Here is an 18,457-nt window from a genome sequence, read left to right as displayed (position 1 = left end):
CGAAGTTCAACAACTTTCCTTTATATGGATTGGACCCTCAATCTTCCTCCCAAATCATCATGCTTCTTGCGCTTGTTTCCATTCCATATGTGTATCCTGCACTCGCTCCCATATGTCCTGGCATTCCAGTTCGCTGTAGTTCACCAATGGTTCATGGAATATTTCAGTTAATACGTTACGCCATTCGGTATAACTCTGGATCTCCGTTTTCCGGATTCCATCGATATCATGTGTTCGAAGCATACATCCACGTAGTTCATGACTGCGGATCTCATCTCGCTGACGAAGTAAAAATGCGTTATGCCAAGGTGATTCGGCCGCCCGACTGTAGAATTCATGTTTGGGAATGAACTCCCCCAGATCGTGGACTATCTCGGGAGCATAGTCGACTCCTTCACTCGGACCATTCGGCTCGTACTCAAGCCGCCATCCCTCAGCAGCAACAGATGATGGCATTAACTGATACGTGAACGGAGCTGAACCATAGGTTCCATAACGAAGTGGTAGAGGTTCAAAGGGCATTCCGCCCAGACCTACATCTACAATCCAGCGCTCAACTGTCGGGTCAGCATTCGGCAGCAGCACAGACAGACCGAGATGGAATGAGTTCACACGGGGGTGTTCCCCATGAGGCTGTACTCCCCCGCGATGCCAATTAACCGTATATCCCAGCGAGCGGAGAAGAACACTAAATGCACCATTCAGATGAAAGCAGTAGCCGCTGCTTCCCTGTAATATAAGTTGAATCGATTCTTGAAGACTGATTCCCGCAGGACGACCTGCAAAAATATCGACCGTTTGCCAGGATAAATATTGCACATGTGCTCGTTGGAGTTCAAATAAGAATTCCAGTGTAGGTTTCTTTATAACATCAATGCCAATCCGTCTCAGGTAGGCTTGTATTTCAGATGCATTCAATAGTTCAATCATTCAGATCACCTCACGTCATATAGTGGGCTGCAAGCGATGATTGTAAAACGTCTGCTGCCCTGAGTTCATTGTAAAAGTGAACGGATGAAAACAACATCATCAGTTGCGCAGATTGTAACGGTACAATTATTGAACATAGCCTTGAAAATCATCTCAAGAGATGGACATGGTTCTGATTTCATTGGAATACAATATATGGATGAGCTATTTCTTTTTCCGGGGTATGCTAACCCTTTGGAGTGGATATAGGTTAGAATATAGATAGATAGCAGGATTAGGAGATGGAAAAATGGCTAATGATGAAGTGATTTTGACACAGGAAGGCTTGGAAAAGCTGGAGGACGAACTGAAGGATTTGAAGACGGTGAAGCGTAAGGAACTGGCAGCTCGTCTGAAACTCGCGATCAGTTACGGTGACCTGAAGGAAAATAGTGAGTATCATTCAGCCAAAGATGATCAGGCCTTTATGGAGACACGGATTTTGATTCTGGAGAAGATGTTGACAAAAGCAAGAGTCATCTCTTCAGACAATATAGACTCCAACAAAGTGAGCATTGGATCGACGGTGTTACTTAATGACATTGAGTTCGCCGAGAAGATTGAATATAAAGTGGTTGGTCCTGCCGAGGCCGATGTTGCGGATAATAAAATTTCGTACGAGAGCCCGCTGGGCAAGGAATTGATGGGCAAAGAAGTGGGCAGCGTCATTCATGTCAATGCTCCGATGGGCGTTATCAAGTACGAGTTACTTCAAATCAAAGTGTAATTCAAAAAGAGAGGTGCTCCGCAGTCATCCAAGTGGCTGACGGGACACCTCTTTTTGATTCTATTGGGCTTTGAACGTTTGTGAATATGGGTTTGTTGTAACTTCATACGGTTGGACTAACGGACTTTATCACATACTGTGTTTAAGGAACTTATGAGATGAAGATTTCCGTTTGTTTTATATGTAAAAAAATAACATTTCGACAAATTTCGAATTTCGAATGACCTGACAAGGTGAGTAGTATATAATTACGGGAAAACTTTAAAGTGATGGAGTAGATACGATGAATTTTAGTAAGCCTAATCTCGATCAAGACAACACTGGCAAAGGTGAGCGCTTCTCTCGCGCCGGATTCATTCTGGCAGCCATTGGTAGTTCGGTTGGTCTGGGTAACATGTGGAAATTCCCGTACATTACGGGGGAGAACGGAGGAGCTGCGTTTTTCCTGCTCTTCATCGTTTGTTTGCTGCTGATTGGTCTGCCGGTGCTGCTCGCAGAACTTGCGATTGGTCGTAGTGGCAGAGGAAGTGCTGCAACTGCTTTTATCAAAGCAGGCGGACATAAAGGCTGGCTCGCAGCCGGTTTGCTGCAAGTACTGACACCTTTTATCATCCTTTCTTTTTATGTCATTATTGCAGGCTGGACCTTGCAATATGCGATTACGTCCTTCAGTGGGACATTGTTTAACAATCCGGATTATGCGGGACAATTCAATTCCTTCGTAGGCGGTTATATGCCGATCGTGTGGCAACTGGTCTCGGTACTTATCGTAGGCTGGATTGTAGCCAAAGGGGTATCTAACGGGATTGAGAAGTTTAACAAAGTGTTAATTCCCGCCATGCTGGTGTTGCTCATTGTCTTGATGATCCGGGCCGTAACGTTACCTGGTGCAGGAGCAGGGGTTTCCTTTTTCCTGAATCCTGATTTCTCACAACTTACAACGGAATCAGCGTTGGTGGCGCTCGGACATGCCTTCTTCTCGCTGTCACTCGGTATGGGTATTCTAATAACCTATGGTTCGTATGTGGACAAAAATCAATCACTCGGAGCAGCCACCATCGCTGTTGGGGCGGGTGACCTGCTCTATGCGTTCATTGCCGGCCTGATCATCTTCCCAACGACATTCTCGTTTGGTATTGCACCGGACCAAGGACCGTCACTCATCTTTATAGCGCTTCCGGCAGCCTTCTCGGCTATGCCGCTTGGATTCCTGTTTGGCGGACTGTTCTTCATCCTGCTGGCTATTGCCGCATTGACTTCGGGAGTATCCTTGCTGGAAGTTCCGGTGAAATATTTCATGGAACGTCTGTCCTGGAGCCGCAGTCGGGCAGTATGGGTGATATCACTCGCAGTCTTCATCGTGGGACTTCCCTCAGTATTGTCGCTCGGCTTGCTGCCTGAATGGACCATTGGATCGAAGAGTGTGTTCGACTGGATGGACTTTGTAGCATCCAACATCCTGCTGCCTGTGGGTGGATTGCTTGTGACGATTTTTGCCGGATACTTCTGGAAAACGGCTGCGGAAGCTTCAGGACTGCGTTCCGGATGGTTCCGGGTGTGGTTGTTCATGCTTCGTTACGTGGCACCGATCCTGGTTCTGCTGGTTCTACTGCACACTTCCGGTATCATTCACTTCTAAACTGAAGACCAGATAGGTATAAATGTTGTCTGTTGTGCAGATTTGCCATAGATAAAACCTCTTGGAAGAAATGCTAAAGCCCTTGTTTTCCCGCTTCAATTTTGGGACAATACGGAGTAGAGGTTTTTTGGGTAGGACCGATAAGCCATAGCTTTTTAGCGAAAAGAGGATTATACAATGAACAAGTCATCCATATATGGATTAACATTAGAGCAATTACGTTCCTGGCTGCCGGAGCATGGGCAGAAGAAATCCCGTGCATCCCGGATCTGGGAATGGTTATATCAAGAGCGTGTACACGATTTTCCTGCGATGTCTGATGTCCGTCAGGAATGTCTGGATGTACTCTCCGAGCATTTCACAATGAACTCTCTGAGCGAACATGTGAAGCAGGAATCAGCAGATGGTACCGTGAAATTTCTGCTTCGGATGCAGGATGGCAACCTGATTGAGACGGTATTGATGCGGCAAAAATACGGGCTTACCGTTTGTGTGACCACACAAGTGGGCTGTAATATTGGTTGTAGCTTCTGTGCGAGCGGTCTGATCAAGAAGAGCCGAGACCTGACCGCTGGAGAGATTGTGGAACAGATTATGCATGTGCAGCGACATCTGGATGCAGCGGGTCAAGACGAACGGGTAACCAACGTGGTTGTGATGGGTATTGGTGAACCATTTGATAACTTCCAGCACATGAGTGATTTCATCGAGGTCATTAAAGATCGCAAAGGACTGGCACTTGCCGCCAAACGGATTACTGTGTCCACGAGTGGCCTTCCGGACAAAATCAAGGAATTTGCAGACAGCAGTCTGCAGGTTAATCTGGCGATCTCTCTGCATGCACCGAATAATGAACTGCGCACACACATCATGAAGATCAACCGGGCTTTCCCGATTGAGCAATTGATGGATGCGGTGGATTATTATTTGGCTACAACGAACAAACGTATCATGTTTGAGTACATCCTATTGCGTGATGTTAACGATCAACGTGAGCATGCCGCGGAGCTCGCTGAACTGTTGTCCAGTCGCAGAAGTATGGTCAGTGTGAATCTGATCCCATACAACCCGGTGGATGAGCACAGTCAGTATCAACGGAGTACAGAAGAATCGATTCTGGGCTTCTATGATACACTCAAAAAGAACAACATCAACTCGACTGTACGTATGGAACATGGTACCGATATCGATGCCGCCTGCGGGCAGTTGCGTAGTAAACAAATGAAGAACAACGCTGCCGAATCCGAGCCAGACCGTCTGGCAATGGGATAAGGCACAGCACGGAGCTGGCAAGTAAGTAGAATGCATGGTTATTATAATCAGTGCCTATACTTTGTACATGCTATTTACCGTTGTAGTCACTCATGAATGCGTTGCTTGAATGCAAAACGCCTCTGTATATCACTGAGAAGTGATAACGGAGGCGTTTTTTGGAATGTCATTTATTTCAGTTTTTTGGTCATCAGCAGATGGGGAATGCCGTCTTCCATAAATACTTCCGACGCGGGTGCATATCCAAGACGTTCGTAGAACCCGGAAGCTTGTACCTGTGCGTGCAGCTTGGCTTTCTCAAGACCTTCAGCAACAGCCATCTGTTCCAGCTTGTCGATCAGCACACGGCCCAGGCCGTGTTTACGGTAATCGAGCATGACACAGATCCGTTCCAATTTGGCGACCTGTTCCACAATGCGCAGTCTGGAGGAAGCAGCAGGTACTCCGTCTACGTAGAGCAGAATATGGCGCGCCTCCGCTTCTAATGTATCATAAGCATCGAATTCATCCGCTGCGGGTACACCTTGTTCTTCAACAAAAATAGCGGTGCGAATGGCGAAGCAGGCATCGAGCAATTCCTGGTTATTAACTTCAACAATCGTTGTATTCATGAATGTTTCTCCTTTGGGTGATCGTAATGTTATCCTGACGTGATAAACTGGTACATAACAGGAATGTGGAACGAATCTCGTTCTTTTCAACAGTAGTTATACCATCAATTATGTTGCGAATGCAACAATTTTATAGGGGCGTGAGTGTGTTGACTGAGAAAAAAGAAGTGCTGCGTGAAATTGGTATGATTGCCCGCTGTCTGGATTCAATCAGTAACGTCGAGTTTCAGCATTTGAACCTGTCCCGTGGACAATATCTATATCTGTATCGAATCTGTGAGAATCCGGGCATTATACCGAATCAGCTTGCTGAACTGATCAAAGTGGATCGCACGACGGCGGCCAGAGCTATTAGCAAACTCGAATCCGATGGATTCATTATTAAACAGCCAGCAATGGGTAATAAGAAGAATAAGGTGTTGTATCCCACCGAAGCTGGGCTGGAAGCATGGGAATTCATTCGTAAAGAGGGCGTACATTCGGATCAGGTGACGCTGGATGGTCTGACGGAGGAAGAGATCGAGACCGCGGTCATGCTTCTCCGTCGAATGCGCCATAATATCGAGGTGGACTGGAAATTTGTCAAAAAGGGTGGACGACGATCCTACATGGATATTTCGGAATGAACAGAGGAACGATCCTTGACCCCTCCATCCCAGACTCTAGCCGAACCTATCTAAAGGATAAGAGCCATTATGCCAGAGAAACATCAGTCCAGGAGGGAGCCATGAAACGGGTAAACCGGAAAAGGCTAACGTGGTGGATCATATTGTCAGTCAGTATCACGGCAGCGTTAATTATTTTTGTGAAGGAGCGGTTCGTGATGAATGAATCATCCCCTACGGTATCCTTTGTTCAAGATCATATGACTAATCCCAATGGTACAATTGCAACCTATTTGCAAGATGCTACCTCAGAGAGAGCGGATATCGTAGCAGGCAGAGAGGCTTTATCTGAGTCACTTGGTCTTTGGATGCAATATGCTGTGGCCAAGAATGATCAGGCGTTATTCGAAGAAAGCTATGAACTGCTGACCACCTATTTCCTCATGCCGCAAAAATATATAGCCTGGAAGCTGGATGCCGAAGGTGAATCCCAAGTGACTACCAACGCGCTTGGCGATGATTTTCGAATTGTGGGTGCTTTATTAAAGGCAGTAGATCAATGGAAACAAGGAAGAGAAGCCAAGCTGGAAACGGCTTCGGAAATATCCCGTACACTTTCGCAATCGGTTCAGAATAAAGGATATTATGTGGATTTTCACGATTTTGCGAGTGGTCACTCCACAGATACATTAAGCCTGGTTTATGTTGATCTCCCGTCTCTTCAATTGATGGAAAAACATCAGATGGTGGAACCGGGAACCTATGCCAAGTACGAAGCTTTGCTGAAGAAGATGCCTGACGATGGATTGTTCTATCCGAAGACCTTCGATGTAGTCCATAAAAAATATGCGTATGATGATACGGTGAATCTGATCGACCAGTTGATTGTGGCGAATCATCTAACCGTGACCGATCGCAAACCGGACAAGCTCATTTCTTTTTTGAAAAAGGAGTTCAACACCCGGCATCAGCTGCCCGGACAGTATAACCGAGAATCACGCACACCTGCCGTCTCTTATGAATCTTCCTCGGTATATGGCCTCGCCATCTTACTCGCTGTTCGTTCAGGTGATCCAAAATGGGCCAAACAGTTGTATAACCATATGACTACGTTGCGTGGTAAGGACACTCGTTATCCAGGTGGATATGTATTTGACGGTAACACACATCTGTTTGATAATCTTTTTCCTTTATTGGGAGAAGTCAATTTACAGAAAAGTATTAAAAAGTAAGGATTTTGTCATTTAATGAATACTGCAATGTGTTAGCATAGCTTTGTCTAAACATGTCATAAATTGTTGTGATATAAAAGAAGTGAGGTTGAACAAGCGTCCTAAAAATTCAACGGAGAGAAGGAACTATGAGGAATAAAGCGCCTACCCGCCGTATTGCGTGGGGATATGCCCTTTTAATTGGACTAGCCCTCATGCAGCAACTGATGATTTATCTTAAAGTGTACATGGATCAGAGCTACACTACAGGGGATTTGATTTTTAGTATCGTGTCGCTGGGTGCCTTGGTTTTTGGTCTTTTTCTGCCTGTTGGTGTATCCGTCGTGACGGGGTTTGTATATCTGGTTTCTTATTTTGTGTGGCTTGTTACTTATGCTGATGCAAATGTGCTTGTATTCTCCTGGTGGTTGCTCATCCCTGCCAACGTTGCCGTGGCTGCGTTCATCAAGGTAAGTCTGCTGCGCAGTGCGCGTGTAGTGGAACGTCTTCAGGATATGCAGGATCGTAACCCGGAAATCGATCTGGATACCACGCTTGGTAATAAAGGAGCTCTGGCAGATACGTTAATCAAACACAGTAATCTTGCTCGTAGGTACTCCGAAAAGTATGGATTCAGCATGGCCATGTTCAAGATAGAATTCTTGCCACTGGTGATGGAATCCCTCGGTTCTGTCCGGTATGCACAGTTTCTGCTTGAAATCTCGGGTACGATCCAGAAGCAGATTCGGTATGAAGATTATAAATTTTTCGTGGATCGTGGGCGTTTTGTCATCATATGTCCAATGGTGAATGTGGAATATCTTCCACTTCTTACACAGCGGATCAAAAAAGCCATTATGGATCTTCAAATTTTTGATAAAAAGGGAAATGAACTGCAGACGGTGATACGCTCTGGTGCTCTGGTATTCCAAAAAGAGCAATTCAGCAAGTACGAGGATATTGACGCGGTTATTGCTGCCCTTGAACGAAACACAGAGACCGATCTCATCGGAGAATATATATAACGGGAAGGAGAGAGGCGCTGTGGACTATATGTCCTGGTTCATCCCGATCTGTATCGCCGTCAGTTCTTTATTTGCGGTATTCACGATCTGGTTAACAATTGCAACCCTTCGCTTTCGGTCGAAAGTTATTCGCAAGTATGATCGGAGGAAAGTAAGTGGCTGATTTTATTTTAATATTATCCATATTTAGTATCTGGATTGCCGTATTCGAGTCGATTGTTATTATGGCAGGTGCGATTCGTTTTATTAATAAACAGGACAAAAAAGGGATTCAGATCCCTGAAGATATGGATCATTATCCAACAGTCACGGTCATGGTACCTGCGCATAACGAGGGTCTGGTCATTGTTGCGACGGTAGAGCACATCCTGCGCCTGAATTATCCGGAGGATAAAGTTCAGGTCATCGTGATCGCGGATAACTGTACAGATGATACCGCAGAGAAGCTGAGATCATTCCTCAGTCAGACCAGTTATATGCATCGTAATGTGACGGTAATGGAGCGGAAAGGAACAGGTGGCAAGTCCGGCGCATTAAATGACGGACTGGAAATTGCCACGGGCGACTGGATCTGTATCTTCGATGCAGATGCCGCACCTGAACGGAATTCATTAATGTTTTTGACACAAAAATCGCTTGAGAACCCTGAACAATATGGCGTGGTTTTTGGCAGAAACAAAGCACGCAACAGAGGACAGAATTTCCTCTCCAAATGCATCAATCTGGAGATCATCACTTCGCAACGTGTGTATCACACGGGTCTGTGGGAATTGTTCCAGCTGGGTTCCATCCCGGGAACGAATTACATTATCAAAACCGAGTTGATCCGGGAGATTGGTGGCTGGGATGTGACAGCCATTACAGAAGATACGGCTTTGTCATTCGAGATTTTGAATCGCGGACAGTTTGTGGCTCTTGCGCCACAAGCGGAAGCCTATCAGCAGGAGCCGGAACAGCTTAGTGTATACATGAAGCAGCGCGAACGCTGGGCCAAGGGGAACTACCAGGTGGTACTGGATAACATTCATAACTTGTTTAACCGTTCCAGTTGGCGTAATAAGTTGCTGGTCATCTATTATGCCGTCAGTTATTTCTGGTTTATGCTTGCGATCATAGTATCGGATATTATATTTCTCGTGAATCTGGTTTATCGGATCATTGCCATATTTAAACCGGAGGTAAGTTCACCGTTCCAGTTTGCCGGCGATGCGTATGTATTCCTGGTCATTGGTTGGGCACTCATGTACTTTATTTACGTGTTACAGATTAACCTGGCACTTGCCGCAGATATTGGACAGAGCAATACCCGTAATTTCATCTACGCCTGCGTATCCTATTTCACGTATGCACAGCTGTTCATCCTGATCTCGATCAAGGCTTTCTACTCCTTGATCATGGACAAGATTCGGAAACGCGAAAGCAAATGGTACAAAACAGAACGTTTTGGCTAATCGGCGAAAATTGTAGAAGTGTAAGGCAGAAAGGCTGTTACTGGACAACTCCAGACAACAGCTTTTTTTTGTTATAGTCAGACACATCCACATTCTGTATACTCTTACAGGCTGTAAGTATGAAGCATGCTTATCCGAAATGGAGGGTCACAGAATGAAGGACAGAGGATCGGACTTTTACGATGATGAGGCGAACTTTGAGAAGTATATGGAACGTCGCAACTGGCAGGAGAACGCCAATGATACATTGGAGAAGCCGGTGATGCTGGAGTTGATTGGAGATGTTGCCGGCAAGAACATACTGGACCTTGGTTGTGGAGATGCAAGGTTTGCCGCAGAATTGCTGAGTAGGGAGCCCGAAGATGCATCATATACGGGGATTGAGGGTTCTGTGAATATGATTCAGGCAGCTAATGAATCAGTAAAAGGATTAAATGCCCGGATTGAGCAAGCGTTCATGGAAGACTGGGCCTACCCGGCCGGAGCGTACGATCTGGTTATATCGAGACTTGCTGTTCACTATATTGAAGATGTGGAGAGCCTGTTCCACAACATATACAATACTTTGAAAGAGAACGGGACATTTGTATTCTCGGTAGAACATCCTGTGATCACGTCCACACTGCAACCCTCCGGCACACGAACGGATTGGGTGGTTGATCAGTATTTTGTAGAAGGATATCGGGAGCAGCAGTGGCTGGGCGGTTCTGTGAAAAAGATGCATCGATCCATTGAATCATACTTTATGGCATTGCAGCGGGCAGGATTCCGTGTAGAACATTTGCGCGAGTCAGCACCACAACGTGCTTATTTTGTAAACGAGGAAACCTATCTACGCAGGCAGCGTATCCCATTGTTTCTGTTTTTAAGTGCCCGGAAGTAGATAGTGATGTGTATAGATAAATAGAAGGACATAACTAAGTTATACTCATAAATTAGAAAGTTCTACACAGAAAACGGTGGATAACACTAGATATAGCAGTAAAAAGCCCGAAATCTATCCACATGTGGATAAGATATTGGGCTTTTACTGTTATGTTTCGATACCTTTGATACGTTTACTGTGTATAACCCTCGATTATGATTCCGCCGCAGCTCTCACATAGACACGTTCCCCGTGCCGATCAACTTCCACAGGTGCCTCGAAGAAGTTGCTCAGTACTTCCGTGTTCATCAGATCGCCAGTTAATCCGCTACTGACAACTTCACCTCGGCGCAGCAAAAGGCTGTGACTAAAGACGGACAATATTTCCTCGGTATGATGGGTGACATAGATGAGCGAAGGGGTATCGGGTCGCTGGGACAATTCACGAATACTCTCCAGCAGTCGTTCTCTTGAGAACAGATCCAGTCCATTGCAAGGCTCGTCCAGAATAAGTACGCGCGGATTGGCCATAAGTGCTCGGGCAATGAGAAGTTTCTGTTTCTCCCCTTGAGAACAGGTACGATATTCGCGATCCCACAGGTGCTGACAGCCCAGCGTTTGCATTAATTCCTGTGCCTGATCCAGATCATCATCTGACATCTTGTCATAAAGGCCAATGGTGGCGTGTTTGCCGCTGATCACGACATACTGCGTGCGGTCTGTGCCATGCAATTTCTCTTGCAGAGATGAACTGACCCAGCCGATGGATTTGCGAAGCTGTCTCAGATCCACATCACCATATTCATGGCCTAACACGGATATCTTGCCTTCGGTTGGCCAGAGATATCCGGTGATCATGTTCAGGAGTGTTGTTTTGCCGGAGCCATTCAGGCCAAGCAACGCCCAGTGTTCACCGTCATTAACTTGCCAGCTTACATCGTTCAGCAGGGTAAGAGGTCCCCTTTTCCAAGTGACATGCTGTACATCAATAATCATACGTTATTCCTTCCTTCCGTTATCCTCAATTCTCCTAGAAGTATTGTAGTCACAAAACAAAAGAGGTTTCAACGGTTATCACACTGTTCTTGGTTGGTCCTTGCGCAGAAATACAGCACACACACCAAGCAGTGGCAAAAACGAACATAACTTGATAACAAACGAAATGTTGGTCACGTCAATTAAGGAACCTAACACAACCGAGCCAAGTCCAGCCATTCCGAACGACAGGCCAAAAAACAATCCGGATACCGTTCCAATATGACGAGGAAGCAATTCCTGTGCATAAACAATGATGACACTGAAGCCGGACATCAGGATTATTCCAATCATTCCGCACAATACCATGGACAAGACGGGTCCTGCATAAGGTAACAGCAGGGAAAACGGTGCAGTGCCTGCAATGGAGAACCAGATCATCGGTTTGCGTCCGTAGCGGTCAGCAAGTGGGCCGCCAAGCAAGGTTCCGACCATACCTGCAAATTGCAAAATAAACAGACAGATCTGTGCCTGGGAGAGAGGCAAGCCATAGGCATCAGCGTAATAGAAGGCATAGTACCCGGTCATGCCAGCAATATATACGAATTTGGAGAACAGCAGCAGGATGAGAATTCCCATTGTAAAAGCGATGAATCCCCTGCTCACAGGCCCAGCTGCTGGCCCTGCGCCGCTTGATTTTAGAGGGCGTTGCTGACGAATGTGAGTCTCGGCAAGCTTGTCTCTGTACCAACGACTGACCATAGACTGAATGAAGATGCCGATCAGGGCAAAGCCCATCAGCCATAGAAAACTACGCTGCCCATGTGGCAGCAGGATGAAGGCGACCAGTAATGGAGCAATGGCCTGCCCTGTGTTGCCTCCCACCTGGAAGATCGACTGCGCCATTCCGCGTCCACGACCAGCCGCCATATGAGCCACGCGTGAGGATTCGGGATGGAGGATGGATGAGCCTATGCCAATCAATGCTGCCGCAACAAGCAGCATCCATAACTCGGAAGACAAGGCTAAGCCGAGAACACCGATCAGGGAGAATAACATGCCTCCGGGAAGCAGGATCGGCATTGGCTTGCGGTCTGACATATAACCCACCAGTGGCTGAAGAACGGATGCGGTAATATTCAGGGTGAAGGCAATCCAGCCCATCTGGGCGAAACTGAGCTGCATGGTCTGCTGGAATAGCGGGAATGCAGACGGAACAACTGTCTGCATCGCATCATTCAGCAGATGGGCGAAGCTGACTCCGGCGAGTGCCCAATTGGCGGAGGAGTTGATTTGCATTTTGCTTAAAGTGGCCTGAGCCATGGGAGATCACCTCGAATTATTTTTTTCTATGATAAAAGATGGGGGAAGATCATGTCTTTGTGAAAAGTGCTTGGAAAGTGAGCACGATTTGCTATAATGTCAGCAGGTGAGCAAACGATGGAATTAAACATGACACTAAATGGGTTGGAATTATGGAAAGCTACCGGAGGATTCGCGAATGAGCCGCATGTACATGACGACTGGTATCAGCTAACGCTGCCGGTCAGAGGTCAATGTCATCTGGTACAGGAACGGCATGCATACCCGCTAAAAGCAGGGATAGGGATTATTGCTCATCCCCAGACTGAGCATTATTTTGAGATAGGGTCGGATTCGGCTGTCATTGTGATCAAATTCCGTAAACCGCCATTAGGCAGTTTCGAAGGTGCAGAGTTAAGTGGGGGACGAGCTGAGTTTCGACCTACCCAGACTTTTGATCCTGCTGAGATCAGCAGTCTGTTTCGAGGCTGGAATTCCATTTTGTTAGATGATGTGCCCGAAATGCTGCAAGTGCAGGAAACAGAACTAGCGATCGAGACGTATCTAAGACGTATGTTGACGGGGCAGGAAAATGGAAAAAGGACTGTAAATCCCGGTACATTCATAGATCCTCATCTCCAACGAGTGCTGGATTACATTCACAGTGCCTATACAGGCCCGATGGATATTGATTCGATGGCGATGGTCGCGCATCAGAGCCGGTATCATTTTATGCGTTCTTTCAAAGCTCTTACGGGAACAACACCGTATCAATATCTGCTGAATTTGCGCGTAGAAGAAGCTTCCAAGAGGCTCCGCCATACAACAGATTCAGTGACCACAATCAGTTATGAACTGGGATTTTCCAGCGTCAGTCAGTTCTACAGAGCCTTTCAGCGAGTGTATGTGATGACACCGATGGAATATCGGAATCACGTGTAGATTTTAACAGGCAGTCTCGCATATGCGAGACTGTATTTAGTACGTTACAGCATGCCACTGATTTTTGTTGTTGCCAAACATTGAAGACTTTGCTAAGATGGGAAAAAGTTTATGTAAGCGTATACATTTAGGTTAAAATTACAACGTTGTAATTATGATTATGGCAAGTTTTGAAAATACAAAAACACGGTGTGAGGAGGACTGCTTTAAGCAAATATCTCGTTAATATGCAGAATAATATAGGATGTCACAAAATGTGAATGAGATAAATAACAAATACGTCAGTGAAATGACGGTTCCTTTTTATTCATAAATTCAAACGTTGTAATTATGTAGCGAAGGGGAGTGTTTCACGTTGAAAAAACGCATGTCCACGCTGTTCAGCCTGATCAGACGGGATAAATATTTGCTACTGATGTTTTCGCCTATCTTTCTGTATTACCTCATCTTCATGTACCTTCCGATGCCTGGCGTGCTGTTGGCATTTCGTAATTTCTTGCCGGGGCAGGGCATGCTCAGCGGGGAGTGGGTGGGACTGCGCTGGTTCGAACAGTTCGTGAATTCCATCTACTTCTGGCGACTGCTACGTAACACATTTTTGCTCGCCTTCCTGCCGCTCTTGTTTGGTTTCTCCATTCCGATTTTATTCGCTGTCTGCATCGTGGAGATCAAGAACCGGACATTCAAGCGATTTGCCCAGACCGTTACGTACCTTCCTCACTTCATCTCCACTGTTGTTGTAGCTGGCATGATCATTAACTTCCTGTCACCAACAGACGGTATTGTGAACACCCTCATCGCGAGTCTTGGCATGGAAAAAGTGAACTTCATGATGGATGCCAGCTGGTTCCGTACCATATTCACAAGTTCCGACATCTGGCAGAGCTTTGGCTTCAGCTCCATCATCTACATTGCAGCCATTATGGGGATCGACCCCGAGATGTATGATTCCGGCAAAATTGACGGCGTCAACAAATTCCAGGAGCTCTGGCACCTGACCCTTCCCAGTATCAAACCAACCATTGTCATTCTTCTGCTTCTGTCACTTGGCGGCATTATGAGTGTAGGTTTCGAGAAAGTATATCTGCTCTACAACGGAGCCACCTACGAAACGGCTGATGTCTTGTCCACCTATGTATACCGGATGGGGATTGAGGGCCAGAATTATGGCTTCGCCACAGCGGTCGGCCTGTTCAACTCTATCATCACCTTTATCCTTGTTTTTGCTGCCAATTCCATGACCCGCCGCCTAACCAAGATGTCACTCTGGTAAGACTATAACCCGGACCAAAGGAGACCTGTATGCAAAAATCGAGAAGTGACCGTTTGTTTTACGGATGTGTCTACCTGCTGACCATACTGGCGGTTGTTGTCACGTTGTATCCCTTTCTGTACGTCATTAGCATTTCATTCAGCTCGGTGGATGCCATCGACAAACAAAAAGTTGTATTGTGGCCCGTTGGGTTTACCCTGTCAGGTTACCAAATGGTACTGCAATACAAGGAGTTGTGGGTTTCGTTCTACAACACCCTCTGGTACACCGTGGTAGGCACACTGTTGAACATCGTGGCAACATGTCTTGCCGCGTTTCCATTATCCAGACAGCAGTTTTTCTTACGTCGCAAGCTGAATTTCTTCATCGCCTTCACCATGTACTTCTCGGGTGGACTCATTCCGGTCTACATGCTGATTACCTCGCTTGGGCTGTACAACACCCGCTGGGTTATGGTGCTGCCTGTGCTGGTGATTACGTTTAACGTCATGATCTGCCGCTCAGCGTTCGAAGGTATTCCGAATGAAATATTCGAAAGTGCCAGTATAGACGGGGCCAACGAGATGACGATGCTGTATCGTCTGGCGGTTCCCATCATCAAGCCAACACTGGCTGTGCTCACGCTGTACTATGCGGTATTCCACTGGAACAACTTTTTCACGGCCCTATTATATCTGGGCAAACAGGATATGCAGCCCTTACAGATGTTCCTGCGAAGGGTGCTGATCATGGCTTCGCCGGAAGTGATGCAGAAGATGGGCGGTACGATGACATCCGGTGCGCTGGCCGTCTCCTCTCTTCAGGTTCGTTATGTATCCATTGTGGTTAGCATCCTGCCTATTGTTACAATCTACCCGTTTATCCAACGGTACTTCGTTAAGGGGATTACCCTCGGAGCCGTGAAAGGATAGCTTTACTTACTTAAGTGTCATGTCATTCAAGGGAGTTCAAAATGGTTCATACCAAGGAGGAATGATGGATGAGATTTAAAGGGGCAGGAAGAAAAAGTGTAATCGCAGCGATACTGGCAATCAGCCTGGCGGGATGTAGCGGCGGAACAGGGGCGGGAACCGATGCCGGAAGTACCACGTCCAGTTCGGAGCCAGCCTTCAATTATACCGGAGCAGGGCCGGTGACGGATCAACCGGATGCCAAGCTGTCTATTCTAGGCACCAATGCTTGGACGACCAATGTGGACTTGTCCACCGCAGCCATCGTTAAGAAAATTGAGAGTAACGCCGGTTTAACGGTGGATTGGGATCTGATTCCGCCGCAGAACTATGCGGATGCCGTAAATCCGAGGCTGGCTGCAGGTACCGGCTTGCCCGATATCGTGTACCTGCCGGATCAGGATCAGCTGATGAAGTACATTAACAGCGGTCTATTCATTCCGATTAATGAACTGGTAGAGAAGTACGGCGTGAATCTCAAAAAAATATATGAAAAGTCGCCTTCGGTCAAAGCCAGTTTAACAACGCCAGATGGTAAAATGTATTATATCCCGCAGCAGACGTTAACCCGCAACTACATGCCGGTATTTATGGTTAATGTGCGCTGGCTTGATAAGTTGGGATTAAGCGAGCCGACCACGCTGGATGAATTTACGGCGATGCTGCGCAAGTTCAAGACAGACGACCCGAACGGCAACGGAAAAGCCGATGAGATTCCGCTGTCCATGGAAGCAAAATTTGTGTCAATGGCCTTTGGCCCCGCGTTTGGTCTCGATCTGTCCAACCAGTTCTATGCAGACGATCAGGGCAAGGTACATTTCAGCTATTATGAGCCTACCTATAAGGAGTACCTGACCTATCTGAACGGACTGTACAAGGAGGGTCTGCTTGGGGTGGATTATGCGAGTACCACGAGTGATCAGGTCACGTCGCGCATCTCTCAGGATGTGACGGGAGCAACGTTTAATTTTAGCTGGTATATGTCGATGGTCTACAGTCCGTTGTTCAAGGATTACAATCCGGAAGAGCCGATCATCAAAGGCATTTTACCACTGAAAGGACCGCATGGGGATCAGTTCTATGTAGGACGTACACCAGTGAGTGGCATCTTTGGCATTACACGTGATAGTAAAAATCCCGAACTTGCTTTCCGTTTCCTGGACTATGCCGTAAGTGAGGAAGCACAGACGTATTATACGTGGGGCATCAAGGATGACACGTATACGGAAGAGAATGGCGTGAAGACATTCACGGACAAAGGCAAGGACAATGAATACATTCAGAAGCTCGGCATTGGTCCGGTAAATCTGCCGAACATCCAATCCACCGATTCTGCCGATTCCGTCGTAGCCCCTTGGCATGCGAAGATGGATAAGGAACTGGAGCCGTATGTGCGCGAACCGTTCCCGTTTGTCTATGCCCTGCCGGATGAAGCGAGCGTGGAGAGCATGGCGATGCCTGACATCACCACATATGTGGAAGAGATGAACTTCAAGTTTATTAGCGGGGACGCCAGTCTGGACCAGTTTGACAGTTATATTGAGACATTGAAGAAGATGAATATAGAGCAGGTTATTGCGGGCAGACAGGCACAATATGATCGTTATAAATCTGCACAGCAATAGGAAATTAGGGTTTCAGGCGTATGAGAGGTGTTGATTGATTTTGATAACCATTAAAGACATTGCCAAATTGGCGGGGGTGAGCTATAGCACGGTATCGAAGGCGCTGAATGATGATCCCGCGATCAAACCGGCAACAAAGCAGAAGGTGCTTGCGGTCGCGGAGAAACATCAATATCGGAAAAATATGTTGGCTCGGCAGCTCTCGACCGGCAGGAGCAACATCATCGGTTTTGTACTGGATGAGCTGAGCAATCCGTTATTCTCGAACATCTCCGGCCGTCTGCACACCGAGCTGAAGAAGCGGGGATATCAGATGATCCTGGTTGTGGCGGATGATGGCGTGGATGTCTTCAGCCAGCTGCGCGTGGACGGATGTATTCTGTGGGACTATGCACTGGACAATCGGGAGATGTTCTGGAAAAAGTTTGCAACACTCAACATGCCATGTTTTGTGCTGGGTACTGATGAAGCGCCGAACTCTCCTTACATCAAGATTGATCGCAAAGAAGGGCTGTTCAAAGCAGTGGAGCATCTGAAATCGCTGGGCCACAGCCGAATCGGATTCATCGGCAACTCCCAGCACGTCAAGCTGGAGGGATACCGGGAAGCGTTACAGCGTACGGGTCTGGATTTTAACGAAGACCATGTGCTGCCAGCGTATTCCTCCTGGGAAGACGGGTATTTTGCCATACGTAATCATGCGTTTGGGGCGGATTCGCCGACAGCTTTTATTGGACTGAACAACCTGGTCACCCGAGGTGCACTCCGGGCTTTACTTGAGGCAGGTTACAGTGTTCCACGCGATATCTCGTTAATCGGGTATGATGATCTACCGGATATGCAGTATGCCGAAGTGGCTTTGACGACGATTGGCCCGTCTCTGGATGAACTGGCCGTGCAGGCAGCAGAGCTGATTGTATCGTTAATCCGTGATGAACAGGTCGACGTTCCGGTAGTTATTCAGCCCAAGCTGAACCTTCGCAATTCAACGGCAATATGCCGGCAGTAAGGACAG

Annotated in this window: 18 protein-coding genes; 14 read left to right on the top strand and 4 right to left on the bottom strand. The window is 46.9% G+C overall.

The annotated features are described in order from the left end of the window. Positions 1–57 precede the first annotated feature (57 nt). Positions 58–930 (bottom strand): arylamine N-acetyltransferase, encoded by an 873-nt coding sequence (locus MKY92_RS29480; protein WP_339298570.1) that lies wholly within the window; start codon positions 928–930, stop codon positions 58–60. Positions 931–1,219: 289 nt separating this feature from the next. On the opposite strand from MKY92_RS29480, the gene greA reads away from it, so the two are divergent. The 3 genes from greA to rlmN all read left to right on the top strand — a co-directional run bounded on the left by greA (position 1,220) and on the right by rlmN (position 4,607). After that, positions 1,220–1,696, top strand: coding sequence for a transcription elongation factor GreA (greA, locus tag MKY92_RS29475; protein WP_221820044.1), 477 nt, complete (start codon positions 1,220–1,222; stop codon positions 1,694–1,696). Between the two features lie 283 nt (positions 1,697–1,979). Then, a complete protein-coding gene (locus MKY92_RS29470) occupies positions 1,980–3,335 on the top strand; it encodes a sodium-dependent transporter (protein ID WP_221820043.1) in 1,356 nt (451 codons plus the stop codon). Positions 3,336–3,512: 177 nt separating this feature from the next. Beyond that, positions 3,513–4,607: a 23S rRNA (adenine(2503)-C(2))-methyltransferase RlmN gene (gene rlmN, locus MKY92_RS29465; RefSeq protein ID WP_221820042.1), complete on the top strand. Its 1,095-nt coding sequence runs from the start codon at positions 3,513–3,515 to the stop codon at positions 4,605–4,607. A gap of 170 nt (positions 4,608–4,777) precedes the next feature. On the opposite strand, the gene MKY92_RS29460 is transcribed toward rlmN, so the two are convergent. Beyond that, positions 4,778–5,218 (bottom strand): GNAT family N-acetyltransferase, encoded by a 441-nt coding sequence (locus MKY92_RS29460; RefSeq protein WP_339298569.1) that lies wholly within the window; start codon positions 5,216–5,218, stop codon positions 4,778–4,780. 185 nt (positions 5,219–5,403) lie between these two features. Here MKY92_RS29460 and MKY92_RS29455 point away from each other — a divergent pair, with 185 nt between their 5' ends. The 6 genes from MKY92_RS29455 to MKY92_RS29430 all read left to right on the top strand — a co-directional run bounded on the left by MKY92_RS29455 (position 5,404) and on the right by MKY92_RS29430 (position 10,393). Next, positions 5,404–5,844: a MarR family transcriptional regulator gene (locus MKY92_RS29455; protein WP_339301952.1), complete on the top strand. Its 441-nt coding sequence runs from the start codon at positions 5,404–5,406 to the stop codon at positions 5,842–5,844. 101 nt (positions 5,845–5,945) lie between these two features. Beyond that, positions 5,946–7,055 (top strand): glycosyl hydrolase family 8, encoded by a 1,110-nt coding sequence (locus MKY92_RS29450; protein ID WP_339298568.1) that lies wholly within the window; start codon positions 5,946–5,948, stop codon positions 7,053–7,055. A gap of 128 nt (positions 7,056–7,183) precedes the next feature. Beyond that, on the top strand, positions 7,184–8,059 hold the full coding sequence (locus MKY92_RS29445; RefSeq protein WP_339298567.1) for a diguanylate cyclase: 876 nt from the start codon (positions 7,184–7,186) through the stop codon (positions 8,057–8,059). 28 nt (positions 8,060–8,087) lie between these two features. Next, positions 8,088–8,222 carry a hypothetical protein gene (locus MKY92_RS29440; RefSeq protein ID WP_339301956.1) on the top strand — a complete coding sequence of 45 codons (135 nt, stop codon included), beginning with the start codon at positions 8,088–8,090 and terminating at the stop codon, positions 8,220–8,222. Then, positions 8,215–9,510: a glycosyltransferase gene (locus MKY92_RS29435; protein ID WP_339298566.1), complete on the top strand. Its 1,296-nt coding sequence runs from the start codon at positions 8,215–8,217 to the stop codon at positions 9,508–9,510. Before MKY92_RS29440 ends, MKY92_RS29435 begins: the two co-directional genes overlap by 8 nt. A 154-nt stretch (positions 9,511–9,664) precedes the next feature. Further along, positions 9,665–10,393 (top strand): class I SAM-dependent methyltransferase, encoded by a 729-nt coding sequence (locus MKY92_RS29430; protein ID WP_339298565.1) that lies wholly within the window; start codon positions 9,665–9,667, stop codon positions 10,391–10,393. Between the two features lie 195 nt (positions 10,394–10,588). On the opposite strand, the gene MKY92_RS29425 is transcribed toward MKY92_RS29430, so the two are convergent. Both MKY92_RS29425 and MKY92_RS29420 read right to left on the bottom strand, forming a co-directional pair. Beyond that, positions 10,589–11,371: an ABC transporter ATP-binding protein gene (locus MKY92_RS29425; protein ID WP_339298564.1), complete on the bottom strand. Its 783-nt coding sequence runs from the start codon at positions 11,369–11,371 to the stop codon at positions 10,589–10,591. A 78-nt stretch (positions 11,372–11,449) separates the two neighbouring features. After that, positions 11,450–12,673 (bottom strand): MFS transporter, encoded by a 1,224-nt coding sequence (locus MKY92_RS29420; RefSeq protein WP_339298563.1) that lies wholly within the window; start codon positions 12,671–12,673, stop codon positions 11,450–11,452. Positions 12,674–12,790: 117 nt separating this feature from the next. Between MKY92_RS29420 and MKY92_RS29415 the strand changes: the two genes are divergently transcribed. The 5 genes from MKY92_RS29415 to MKY92_RS29395 all read left to right on the top strand — a co-directional run bounded on the left by MKY92_RS29415 (position 12,791) and on the right by MKY92_RS29395 (position 18,451). Next, positions 12,791–13,594 carry a helix-turn-helix domain-containing protein gene (locus tag MKY92_RS29415; protein WP_339298562.1) on the top strand — a complete coding sequence of 268 codons (804 nt, stop codon included), beginning with the start codon at positions 12,791–12,793 and terminating at the stop codon, positions 13,592–13,594. 367 nt (positions 13,595–13,961) lie between these two features. Then, positions 13,962–14,867 (top strand): ABC transporter permease subunit, encoded by a 906-nt coding sequence (locus tag MKY92_RS29410; protein ID WP_047841090.1) that lies wholly within the window; start codon positions 13,962–13,964, stop codon positions 14,865–14,867. A 29-nt stretch (positions 14,868–14,896) separates the two neighbouring features. Then, the gene (locus tag MKY92_RS29405) at positions 14,897–15,778 is read left to right on the top strand and encodes a carbohydrate ABC transporter permease (RefSeq protein WP_036612222.1); all 882 of its coding nucleotides are present in this window, start codon (positions 14,897–14,899) and stop codon (positions 15,776–15,778) included. 68 nt (positions 15,779–15,846) lie between these two features. Further along, on the top strand, positions 15,847–17,442 hold the full coding sequence (locus MKY92_RS29400; protein ID WP_339298561.1) for an extracellular solute-binding protein: 1,596 nt from the start codon (positions 15,847–15,849) through the stop codon (positions 17,440–17,442). Between the two features lie 40 nt (positions 17,443–17,482). Further along, positions 17,483–18,451, top strand: coding sequence for a LacI family DNA-binding transcriptional regulator (locus MKY92_RS29395; RefSeq protein WP_339298560.1), 969 nt, complete (start codon positions 17,483–17,485; stop codon positions 18,449–18,451). Positions 18,452–18,457: the final 6 nt, after the last annotated feature.

Source organism: Paenibacillus sp. FSL R5-0623 (assembly GCF_037974265.1).
GTDB lineage: Bacteria > Bacillota > Bacilli > Paenibacillales > Paenibacillaceae > Paenibacillus.
The sequence above is the reverse complement of the archived record's forward strand: the minus strand, read 5'-3'. Positions and strand labels throughout refer to the sequence as shown.